General features: G+C 37.7%; 13 protein-coding genes. 2 read left to right on the forward strand and 11 right to left on the reverse strand.

What is annotated here, in order from left to right; genetic code table 11:
• The first annotated feature begins 290 nt into the window (after positions 1-290).
• Positions 291-800 (forward strand): hypothetical protein, encoded by a 510-nt coding sequence (locus tag WC614_13675; protein MFA5034052.1) that lies wholly within the window; start codon positions 291-293, stop codon positions 798-800.
• A 10-nt stretch (positions 801-810) separates the two neighbouring features.
• Here WC614_13675 and WC614_13680 read toward each other — a convergent pair whose 3' ends face one another.
• The 11 genes from WC614_13680 to WC614_13730 all read right to left on the reverse strand — a co-directional run bounded on the left by WC614_13680 (position 811) and on the right by WC614_13730 (position 10631).
• The gene (locus WC614_13680) at positions 811-1227 is read right to left on the reverse strand and encodes an NADH-quinone oxidoreductase subunit I (GenBank protein MFA5034053.1); all 417 of its coding nucleotides are present in this window, start codon (positions 1225-1227) and stop codon (positions 811-813) included.
• Entirely contained in the window at positions 1224-2192 is a 969-nt protein-coding gene (locus tag WC614_13685; protein ID MFA5034054.1) for a complex I subunit 1 family protein, read from the reverse strand. Before WC614_13685 ends, WC614_13680 begins: the two co-directional genes overlap by 4 nt.
• Before the next feature lie 2 nt (positions 2193-2194).
• Complete coding sequence (locus tag WC614_13690) at positions 2195-3430, reverse strand: nickel-dependent hydrogenase large subunit (protein ID MFA5034055.1); 1236 nt, start codon at positions 3428-3430, stop codon at positions 2195-2197.
• On the reverse strand, positions 3430-3900 hold the full coding sequence (locus WC614_13695; protein ID MFA5034056.1) for an NADH-quinone oxidoreductase subunit C: 471 nt from the start codon (positions 3898-3900) through the stop codon (positions 3430-3432). Before WC614_13695 ends, WC614_13690 begins: the two co-directional genes overlap by 1 nt.
• Before the next feature lie 11 nt (positions 3901-3911).
• Positions 3912-4331 carry an NADH-quinone oxidoreductase subunit NuoB gene (nuoB, locus tag WC614_13700; protein ID MFA5034057.1) on the reverse strand — a complete coding sequence of 140 codons (420 nt, stop codon included), beginning with the start codon at positions 4329-4331 and terminating at the stop codon, positions 3912-3914.
• A gap of 1 nt (position 4332) precedes the next feature.
• Positions 4333-4671, reverse strand: coding sequence for a hypothetical protein (locus tag WC614_13705; GenBank protein MFA5034058.1), 339 nt, complete (start codon positions 4669-4671; stop codon positions 4333-4335).
• Positions 4672-4674: 3 nt separating this feature from the next.
• A complete protein-coding gene (locus WC614_13710; protein MFA5034059.1) occupies positions 4675-4983 on the reverse strand; it encodes an NADH-quinone oxidoreductase subunit K in 309 nt (102 codons plus the stop codon).
• Positions 4983-5468, reverse strand: coding sequence for an NADH-quinone oxidoreductase subunit J (locus WC614_13715; protein ID MFA5034060.1), 486 nt, complete (start codon positions 5466-5468; stop codon positions 4983-4985). The genes WC614_13710 and WC614_13715 overlap by 1 nt, the downstream gene beginning before the upstream one ends.
• Positions 5469-5472: 4 nt before the next feature.
• Complete coding sequence (locus WC614_13720) at positions 5473-6954, reverse strand: NADH-quinone oxidoreductase subunit M (protein MFA5034061.1); 1482 nt, start codon at positions 6952-6954, stop codon at positions 5473-5475.
• A 138-nt stretch (positions 6955-7092) separates the two neighbouring features.
• On the reverse strand, positions 7093-8958 hold the full coding sequence (locus WC614_13725; GenBank protein MFA5034062.1) for a proton-conducting transporter membrane subunit: 1866 nt from the start codon (positions 8956-8958) through the stop codon (positions 7093-7095).
• Positions 8959-9179: 221 nt separating this feature from the next.
• Positions 9180-10631, reverse strand: coding sequence for an NADH-quinone oxidoreductase subunit L (locus tag WC614_13730; protein ID MFA5034063.1), 1452 nt, complete (start codon positions 10629-10631; stop codon positions 9180-9182).
• 607 nt (positions 10632-11238) lie between these two features.
• Between WC614_13730 and WC614_13735 the strand changes: the two genes are divergently transcribed.
• Positions 11239-11798, forward strand: a 560-nt coding sequence (locus WC614_13735) for a hypothetical protein (GenBank protein MFA5034064.1), incomplete at its 3' end; no start/stop codon positions are given.

An 11798-nucleotide genomic window follows, 5' to 3' on the forward strand; every position in this document is an offset into this window, starting at 1 on the left:
CATTCTGGCAACAAGGTCTGATTTATTCATTTGTGAATCACCTCCTTTATTAACTGTCTCGAGCTTTAACACATCTAAAACCTTTGTCAAGCATTATTTTTAATTTTTTTTATTTTTATTTTCCAGAGGATACAATAGATTAGAGATGATATTAGCTGTAACTCCCTGATAAACAATAACTTAACGCTAAAGACACGGCCGTAAGGATTTTTGAGTAGGTATAGATTATTTTAAAATAATATTTTATTAAAAAAGTTGCAAAATAGATTTTAAATTGTATTTTATATCAAATGCAAGGGATAAATAAAAATAGTTTTTGGGTCTGGGGTGGGATAACTGTAGTTGTGCTGTTTTGGCTTTTTATTGCGATTCAAGCAGGAACTCAATCCGGTAAACATTGGCATTTTATTAAAAGAGCGGTTACTATAGATACCTTAATAACGCAGGATTCCATTATTATTCCTGTTTCAATGGAAGAGGTTTTGCTTAAACATCCGATATTCTCAACCGAAGGCGTTCTCCTGCATTTCAAAGTTGAAAAAACTGAAATAAATTTTGGAACAAATGAACAAAATATCTATATTAATGGATTGCTTATTATGTCCGGGGACAGAGAAATAATAACAAATCTTATAGAACAAATTTTATCGAAGAGTTCAGACAAATCTTGTTTTTTTGTTGCAAAAGGACTTGCTCAGGATGAAGAAAAAAAATGGATAGATTTTTTAATTAATAATGGAGTAAGGCAAATATTGATTCCTAAAGTTTTACCGGAACAAAACGACAAACAGATTAGTTAGAAGTCCGACCTTATGTTTTGGGCGTGTTTGGAGTAGGAGTTGTTCTCGGGGAGGGAGTGCTTTTTACGTACACATACTCAATCTTCAAATTATGTCTGTCAAAAACGGCAAGCTCGAATTCTTTGTTCATTCCCATAGCATCGGTTGGGCAGGAATCCACGCACTGTGCGCAGTGCACACAACGGTCATTGTGAATTGTCATCTTGAATTTCTTTTCGGTTTCTGATACGGGAACGATTTCTATTGCTTCTGCAGGACAATCACGGACACAAGCTTTACACACAATGCATTTCTCAGGATATAAAACAGGCGTTCCTCTGAAGCCTTCGGGGGCTACTAACTTCTGAAAGGGGTAATCAACCGTAGCAGTTTTTCTAAATAAATGTTTTAATAACTCCGGTAAAAAAGCAAGTATTTGTATTTTCATCTTAGAAATCCTTTTAAGATTATAACGATAAATATTTGAAGTACGGCTAATGGCGCCAAATAATGCCAGCTAAAACTTACCATCTGGTCTATACGGATTCTTGAACATGCTGCTCTCATAGCAGACAATAGGAAAATAATAACCATTGTCTTTATGACAAAATTCAATAGTCCCCACCATAATCCCCCGGGAAAACCGCCCATAAATACAGTGGCAATTAGTCCCGCTCCTACGACCATTTCTATATCCGATAATAACCTGAAGAAAGCTAATTTCTTACCCGAATATTCCGTAAAAACTCCTCCAACGATTTCGGTCTCTGCATGAGGTATATCAAACGGTACTCTTTCGAGTTTTGCCTGTAAGGTGATAACGGCAATACAAAAGCCTAGTATATTCGCTAACAACAGGAAAGGATTCGCCTGATAAAAAGCTGCTATTTCAGATAAACGCCAGGAATCAGCCAGAATTGCAGGACTTAAAAGCGCAAGCAATAAAGGCACTTCATATCCAAAAAGCATTGTCAGAACACGAACCGCGCCTATCGTAGCAAAAAAGTTAGTTGAATGCCATCCTGCAAGAAAGAAAATCAAAGTTGGCAAGCTTAACAAGAAAGCAACTACTATCAAGTCTCCCGGGAAAGAATTAAAAGAAACCTTTGTGCAATAATGCCATACCGGTAAATATAAAGCTGCAGTGCACACAATTGCAAGTCCGAATACAGGTAATGCGGAGAATATTGATTTATCAGCTTTTTCGGGAACAATGTCTTCCTTAAATAAAAGTTTGATTATATCTGCTATCGGCTGCAGAATTCCGGATTGCCCTGTATGCATAGGCCCCATACGATTTTGGAATCTTGCGTAAAGTTTTCTGTCAAACCACTCGCAAAAAGTAGAATAGATTAACAAAAATAATAATCCCGGGTATACAAAAAGATATAACAAAGTTTTTAAGATATCCATAATTAACTCTTTCTTCTGATTTTTTGCAGTTGTTTGGCTATACTAATCGGTTCTGGTTTGTTACCGCATTTTTTATATTGTACGGAAGCTAATTTTTTTAAATCGCTAAAACTTACCACACTTGCTTCGCCATTTTTTACATTAACAAGCTCTACCATTCTCTCAGCACAACATATGCAAGGGTCAATCGCCGCAAATATTAAAGGAATATCCGCAATAAAACATCCTTTCAACATCTCAACTGTAGCAGGATAATTGGCTAAAGTCGGAGCTCTGACTTTTAACCTTTCCGGTTTATCGGTGCCGTTGCTTTTGATGTAATGAAGATTTTCTCCTCGGGGTGCTTCGTATCTGCTAACAACTTCGTTTTCCTTAACCCTTCTCGGGGCTTTTACTGCTATATCGCCCGCAGGTAAATTTTTAAGCATAAACTCTATCATTTTATAACATTCAAATAATTCATTAACTCTTACCACAACCCTACCAAAAACATCTCCTGTATCGGCAGTGCACACTTCAAAAGGAATCTCGTTATAAACTGCATAAGGGTCATCTTTGCGGACATCACTCTTTACGTTAGAAGCACGTAAAGTAGGCCCTACCGCACATAAAGAAAGCGCCAGCTCTTTTGATAATTTGCCGACCCCTTTAATCCTTGCAACAAAAGTTGGTTCTGTTGTTCCTATATCAGTATAATATTCCGTTCTTTGTTTTAATAAACCCAACGAATCAAGAATTGTTTGTTTTTGTGCTTCTGAAATATCTCTTCTTACTCCGCCAAAAGTATTTATTGCATAATGAACACGGTTGCCGGAAATGCTTTCAAGAATGTCCATAACTATTTCACGGTCTCTCCATGTGTACATAAAGAAAGTGTCAAACCCGGCTTCGTGACCCGCAACGCCGAGCCATAACAAGTGACTATGGACTCTTTCTATTTCCGCAACCAATGTTCTTATGTATAAACCTCTTCTCGGAGGTTCTATTTCCATAAGTTTTTCTACGCCCTGCGCAAAGCAGGTCGTGTGAGAGTGTGAGCATATTCCACAAATTCTTTCCGTGAGGTATAAGTTTTGTATGTAAGACCTTTCTTCCGCCATTTTTTCCATTCCACGATGATTGTAGCCAAGACGAACATCAACATGTTTTACCACTTCCCCGTCAAAAGTCATACGCAAACTTATCGGTTCTTTAAGAGCAGGATGTTGTGGTCCAATAGGAACGGTAAATTCTTCCATTATTTCCCCCCCGGAATGGTTTCCCCCGGCCTTTCATATTTCCAGTCTTTACGAAGCGGATATGCGCCTTCCGGCCAATCGTCAGGCGTTATAAGAGGCCTCGGGTCCGGTATGTTTTCTACTTTTATTCCGAACATATCCTGAATCTCTCTTTCGTACAGGATTGCGCCCGGGATTACTCCCGTTACGGTACTTACTATCGGGTTTTCCCGTGAAATCGCAACTCTGATATTAATTACGTTAGTGTCATCCGCAAAATGATATAACAATTCAAAAGAGTCGGTTTTATCCAATCCCGTAATAGTTGCAAGATGAGTAAATCCTAATTTTTCTTTTAGCATACTGATTGCTTCGCATAAATTATTTTTATCTACTTTAAAGAATATTCGCCTTGGAGAAGGATTTGTTATTTCCAATACTTTATCTTTTAAGTTTTCTTTTATCGCAGCAATAATCTTTTCTTCGTTCATTTTCACCTCAATTATAATGACCCTAATAATTTTACGACACCGTCTATAAACGCATCCGGTCTAACCGGGCAGCCCGGGATATACGCATTTACCGGGATAACCTGGTCTATTCCGCCGATTACATTATAACATCCCCTATACACACAACCGGACATTGCGCAGGCACCAACGGCAACGACGAATTTTGGGTCAGGAACCTGTTCGTATACACGGATTATCCTGTCTTTGGTTTGTCTTGTTACTGGTCCCGTGCAAATTATTACATCTGCATGACGGGGTGTTCCCTTGAGTTGAACTCCAAATCTTTCAAGGTCAAATCTCGGCATAAGAGCTGCCAACACTTCTATATCACAGGCATTACAAGCGCCCGTATTTAAATGTAACACCCACGGCGATTTTTTTCGTGACCAACGCACTAATTGAGCAAGCATCTTATCTCCTTATAATTAACGCTAATACTGACAAAAATATCATTCCAAGATATAAAAGTCCGAATAATGCGACTCGTCCCGAAGGAACGGTTGCTACGACTAAAGTTGCAACATGCATAATCGTAAAAAATATCGCGATAAAGAAAAATAATTTATAACCAAACTGAACCTTATACCCCTGTATATCTTCTCCGCAAGCATAAGTAGAAAGTTTCCCGCCTATCTTTTTGGTCTTTGGGGCCAATGTCCCGATAATAAAATAAAATATATAAAATATGGCAAGAAATATAACAAAAGCCACCGCCGGAGAAAGAACAATGTTTATATTTTTAATATCCATATTTTATCCTCTTAGATTCGTTAACTTACTTATACTAAGACTTTTAGTATGTCTATAAATATTTATTATTAATGCCAGAGCCGTTGCAAGAAGGCTTACTTCAACCACAATAAAAGTTATTACCAGACTTTGTGTAACCATAACATTATTTCTTTCAAACCCGGCAGTAATCAGGGCAAGTGTAATCCCTTTTGCTATAATCTCAATGCCAATCAATAGCTTTATAAGATTTTTCATAGTTAAAAGACAGAATATTCCTATGAATAATAATGCTGCCACAAACCCCATATTTAACAACCAATGATTACTCATTATTTTTCTCCTTTATTCCTGAATAAAGCAAGAACACAAAAAACTCCTGCAAATATTGCGCAAATTTGTCCCACAAGATCAAATGTTCTGTATTGCCATAAGACTTTGCTAAAATCGTTGCTCTCTGCTAAATTGGGTGAACCGATGGGCATATTCGGTAAATTTCCAATAAATCCCTTCATAACAAAGAAATCTATCATAATAAATATAACAAAGAACAAAAGGAAAAAGATATTGGTTAATTTGCTCTCTTTTACTCCACCCTGTCTTTTTGTAAGAACGATAGTTGTGATAAATAAAACCGTAATCAACCCCGCAACAACCGAAATCTCAAACACTCCGGCATAAGGTGCGCCCATCCGGAAAAACAAAACCGCCAGAAATATACTTGCTACTCCAAGACATATGGCGGATTTTAACAAGTTATGCAAAATAATGGCAAGTGCCGAAAAACAAACTAATCCGCAAAGAAGAAATATGTTCATAGTTTTAATATCCTAAAAAGTTATATAAATAGCTTACTCCCGACGCTAATATATTTGTTGCCGGTATAAGAAACGTTTTTATTACAAACGGGAAAGTCACTCCTATAACAATACACAACAACGCAAGAATCACGGTTGCGAAGGACATCCAGAAAGGAGCTTCCCTTACGTTTCTCCATATTTCTTCCGGCTTACCAAAGAAAGCATTTCGTTGAATAATCAAATAATACCATAATGTTATAACGCTTCCCAGAATTGCAAGCACTGCGAAAACATAATGCTGTGTCTGGACTAAAGCAATTATTATAAGTAATTTGCTCCAGAAACCGTTAAAAGGAGGAACTCCTGCTACCGACAAAGAGCCTATGGCATTTGTCGTTGCAGTTAATGGCATTTGTTTTGCCAACCCGCCCATTTTATCCAACTCTCTTGTTCCGGTTGACCTCTCGATTGAACCTGAATTTAAGAATAATAAAGATTTAAAAATAGCATGATTTAATATATGGAACAGCCCTCCCATTATTCCTAACGGGGAACCTGTACCTATACCGATAAACACGTAGCCAATCTGGCTTATTGAAGAATAGGCGAGCATTCTCTTCATATCATTTTGCCCTATGGCAATGATTGCTCCGACAAATACCGATATGAGCCCGAGATACATTAAGACAGTTGATAAGGCATAATTTAATCCAAATACGTTAAGGAAAATACGTATTATGGCGTAAGCGCCGGAAACTTTAATCAATACTCCCGAAAGCATTGCCGAAATCGGAGCAGGCGCTGAAGGATGGGCATCCGGCAGCCATGCATGAAACGGCACAAGTGCCGCTTTAAGGCCGAATCCCATAAGGAATAAAGCTGTGCAAAAACCTACAAGATATTTTGCATTCACAAGATGTATTCCTATTGCAACTTCGCTAAAAGTTAAACTGCCTGTGCAGGCAAATATTATCGATATCCCAAGAACGACAAACCCGGACGCAACTGCCGAAAGCATAAGATATTTGAAAGATGCTTCCAACTCATTATGCCCGAGTCCATAAGCTACAAGACCATAAGAAGCGATTGCCGCAACTTCTAAAAATACGTAAATGGTAAACAAATCCGTTGATAAAACAAGCCCATTCATTCCCGCAATCATAATTAAAAGTAGAGAATAATAGTTTGCCTTGTGTCCATAATGTTCCATATAATCAATAGAGAATAATGTAACACAGAAACTGACTACGGAAATCGTAACAAGCATCAAAAGACTGAAACCATCCAGAGACAAACTTATGTTCATAGGTTCGCCAAACCAGGAGAATTTAGTAGTGTATACACCGCTGAATATTATTTGTTTGCCGACGATTACAGAATAAGCAAGAAGGAAGAAAGTCGTTAAGTTAGTCAGTAAATCAGGAACAACCTTCTTAGACAACTTACCTATCAAAGGCATTATTCCTGCTACAACAAGCGGTAATATTATAAATACAAAAAGCAAATTTCCCCCTATTTATTATTCTGACTGATTCCCACGTTTGTCATTCTGAACGAAGTGAAGAATCTCTCTGTTATTTTTATTTCTTTCTTTCCCATTTTTATCTCTTTAATTTCTCTTTCAATCCCTGTTTGATTTATTTTAACTCAATAAACTTATTACTGCTACAATTATAATTAACCCGCCAATACACCATGCAAGATAATTTGCATAATAACCGTTATGTGCAAACCTTAAAATAGCCCCGACTACTCTTACCGTCCCGGCTATTATTTTCTCATACATAAAGTCTATGACACGGTCAACACCATAATACAAAATATAACCTAATGCTTTTAAGAATTTTAGCCCCTGCTCATAAATGTCAAATATTTTTGCTTCTGCCATATTATATACATTCTTTAATACCGGGAAACTATGAACCGTTTCCGAAGAAAGAGCCGCAGTTTTATTGTTTTTACTCCAGCCGTACCGATAAACAATTACTCCCAATAAAAGACATACGAAAGAGGTAATAGCCACAGGATTAAAGAAATTAAGACTATGCGCAGTAAACCCCGAATGTTCCAAGAATCCGGCATAGCCATAAAAAATTGGTTCTACAAACATAACGATTGGCAAATAATTATGAATACCAAATACAATACATAATAAAGCAAGCACAATTATAGGCAAAGTGATTAAAAGTTCGCTTTCTTTTACTTTAGATAATTCTTTACTTTCTTTTCCCCAGAATATTGATTGTCCGGCTTTAAGCATAGAAGCCGCCGTTAGCACTGTCCCAATCCACGCCGCAATCATAAAAATCATATACCCCGTTTCTTTCGCTCCGTGCATAACCATCTCTTCCGATACAAACCCGTTAAACGGCCAGAGTCCGCAGCACGCAACCGCGCATATAACAAATCCTATCATTGTAAGTGGCATTTTGTTTTTTAACCCACCCAATTTATCGAAGTCCGTCGTTCCCGTTCTATGCTCAATAGAACCTGCGCTAAGAAATAATCCGCCCTTGAACAACGTTTGATTAAGCATATAGAAAATGCCTCCTGCAATGCCAATTGGCGTTGCAGAACCGATTCCAAGTATCATATATCCCACTTCTCCGATACTCTGGTAAGCAAGCATTCTCTTTAAATTATTCTGGACAAAAGTCATAAACAGGGCGAATATTATTGTCAAAGCCCCGAGTATCATAAGGAACACTGATAATGCGCTGTTCATACCAATAACGAAAAAATCAAGGCTTATTCTTACAAATAAATAAATACCTAACATCTTATCTATAACCGTAATTATAAAAGCCATAACCGTTACCGGCGCATCCGTAGCCGCATCCGGTATCCACGTATGGAATGGCATTACGCCTGCTTTCCCAAGCGCACCTATCAACATAAGAACACAACTGACCGCTGCCAGTCCGCTTGAAGATGTTTCCAATTGAGCTATTGGCATATTCAAACTGCCTGTCAAATACCATAAAATGCCAATTCCTAAAATCATACAAAAATCACAAAGACCAACTAATATGAAACTCTTTAATGCTGTTTTATAAGCTTCTTTGTTGCCTATTGCGATAAGTCCGTAAAGCGTAACAAGTAAGCTTTCCCAGAAGAAAACCAGAAGAACGAAATTATTTGCCAGAACCGCGCCGTTTACAAAAGCCACAGTTAAAAATAAATACGTATAATACTCACGCGCTCTGGAATGTTCCTTCATTTTGACGAACGAATAAATGGTTATTAAGAAAAGGAACACGCTGACTGCCATTATAATTAAGCTGTTAAAATGATATAATCTTAAATCAAAATTGATGTCCATTCCCAACCATGGGATATTAAGTTCTGCGTTTTTAACTCCAAACAAATAAAATCCAAGACACAAAATTATAGATGCCCCTATAAAGGAGAAGGCGTCTCTTAATAACCTTAACTTAGAAGGTGTTAAGAATACAATTACCGCAAATGCAACCGGTAAAAGTATAGATATTAATAATGTATTATTCATAATTTAACATTTATAAATCTTTCTGTTCTCTGCGTCAATCATTTCTGTTTTATCTTTTTTAGGAAGCTCTTGGACGAAGTCCTTAGAGATACCTATCCAGCTCTGCTGGGCTAATCTTTCTGTATTCTGTCATCCGTTTTTTAAACTCTTAACTCTTTACTCTCAATTTTTCTTTTTTTATCCTGTTTATCTGCGTCCAAAAATTTTCTTTTTCTTTCATTTTAATAGTGTTGTGCTGTTAGCCATGGCGTTAACCAACTCGTAATTTCTGAGGTTGCTACGTTAACCAACTTCATCGGGTAACTAACAAATATCCCGGCAAGAAGTGAGCAACCCGCAAGAACTATAACGACAAATAACATAGATTTCGTTTTTTCCGGCACGTCAAATTTTGTTTGCCCAAGGAAAACCATATTAAATACTCTGAAAAGATAAACTGCAGTCAAAACGGCGATAAACAATCCTAACCCTGCAATCCAGAATTGACCCGCCTTAATCGCTCCCATAATGACCATAAATTTCGAAAAGAACCCTCCGAACGGAGGAATCCCGATAACCGAAAGCGCGCATATTAAAAAGCAAATAGCCGTAATTGGCATCGTCTTTATTAACCCGCCGAGTTCTCTTATATCTCTTTTGTGGGTATTATGTTCAACTATTCCCGCGCACAAGAATAATCCACCTTTTGCCAGACCGTGCATCAATAAGAATAATACGGCTCCGGCAATCCCAATCGGATTCATAGTTGATAACCCAAGAAAAATATAACCTATCTGACTTACGGTTGAGTAAGCAAGTATTCTTTTTAAGTCGTTTTCAACAAGTGCTGCGCCTGCGGCAACAAGACTTGAAATAATTACGATAACCGGTATAACCTGGTACCACATATCTGGCATCTGGAACGTCCAGCAGAAAATACGGGCATACGCATAAACTCCGATTTTGACCAGCACGGCTGCGTGCAGAAGAGATGTAACCGTTGACGGTGCGATACCTGCATCCGGCAACCATGTATGTAAGGGCAACGTTGCGGATTTCGAAAACATACCTATAAGAATAAGAAGAACTGCCATCCCGGGAACCATTACCCCACGCATTTCAGTCAAGTCAAAAGAATTTGTCTGGCTATAAATAAGTATAAACCCGAGCAGCATAACTACTGCTCCAAGGAAGGTTATTAAGAAAGCTTTATTCGCCTTAACGACGAATTCTTTTATCCTGTAAAAACCGATTAATCTCCAGCTGCAGATAGCGGTAATTTCCCAGAAAATATACATAAATATAAGATTTGCGGAATAAACCAACCCCATCATTGACCCTATGAAAAGAAGAACCATAAAATAATATTCGGTTTGGTTTTCTTCGTGGCTGATATAACCTGCGGAATACAGGACGATTAGCGCTCCTATGAAAGAAGCTGCAATGGACATAAAAACGGATAAAGCATCAATTATAAGAACAAAATCAAACCCAAGAATCAGTGGTTTTCGTAGTATAAATTCATTGCCTCCGATAACGAAAGGAATTAACGACATAGCCAGCAAAGAGGTAGCAAAAGCAATTATTGTCGCCGCAAGAACCCGCATACGGGGAGATATTTTTGCGAACAAAGGAATGGTAAACGCGCCTATTATAGGGACAAGAATCACCAACGAAGCAAAAGATTCGTTCATTTAGGTAGAGTTGTCTGTTTCGCAGACTTACTCTAGCTTATCCAGCACAGCTGGATATTTACACATACATATCCTTTAAATCTTCCTAAAAAAAGAAAAAAAGGTAAGCCAGTTTATTTATTCTTTTTAAACTGTCAAGCATAAAATAAAAATGTTTACTTCTTTTTCCCGATTAAATTACCCCGTCCTTTAGCGCGTGGGTATACGGCAAATTTCAAACAATTCTCCCGGGTTTTAGCCCAAAATAGTTTTTCTAGGGATGCGCTATGTTCTGATACGAAATCTCTCCGTGGGTGCTTCGCCCGCATGCCCGCCGATTCTTTTAGTGGGTCTGTTTGGTTATCGCATGGCAAAGATGTTGTAAAAATGTAGGCACAATTTCAAATGGAATATCTGGAACATCCCGCCTTGGCGGTGATTGTGCTCTTCGATATGTTGGTAGTGAGAAGGGCTAATTTACAAATGGGTAGGCTGAATCCGTCTCAGGCGGACTTGCTATAATCCGACTGAGACGGGTTTATCGCTTAAGGACTTATAATGCCAACTTGTTAATTTTTCTTGACAATCAGATAGAAATTCGGTATTTTTAGTTTTAATCTATAAATCTATGAAATACTGGACTATCTGCATCGGCGAGAAAGTTATAAGGATTAACCTTGTTCACATTGTCGTTGCAACAAGTATTTTTGTCTGTACGTTTCTGAGTTCTACGTTTACAGTCTTTCAGTTTGTTCATTCCAGCATTCATAAAGCTCACTTTTTTAAACAAAAAAAGAAAAACGAACAACTTACGGATTCAGTACAAAAAATGGTGAATAATATAAATATTTTGAATATACAATTGGATTCCCTTGTTAATATAGATAATAAAAATAGATTAGTATGGGGATTGGATACTCTGGATGAAGACATAGAGAAGTTGGGAGTTGGAGGACCAAAAATTCAATGGTCTTCTATTGGCGTCATAGATAAATTAACGGAATCTTTACAGTCATTAAAAAACAGGACTGACTTTATATCACATAGCTTTGATGAACTATCTCATTCAATTAACAGAACGGAGAAAATACTTAATGCCACTCCCTCTGTCTGGCCCGCGCAAGGAGAAATTACTTCAAACTTTGGATGGCGTAGAATGGGAGGGCAGGGTGAATTTCACTCGGGTAT

Source organism: bacterium (genome assembly GCA_041649255.1).
Lineage (GTDB): Bacteria > Hydrothermota > UBA3073 > JACQXS01 > JAQTXJ01 > JAQTXJ01.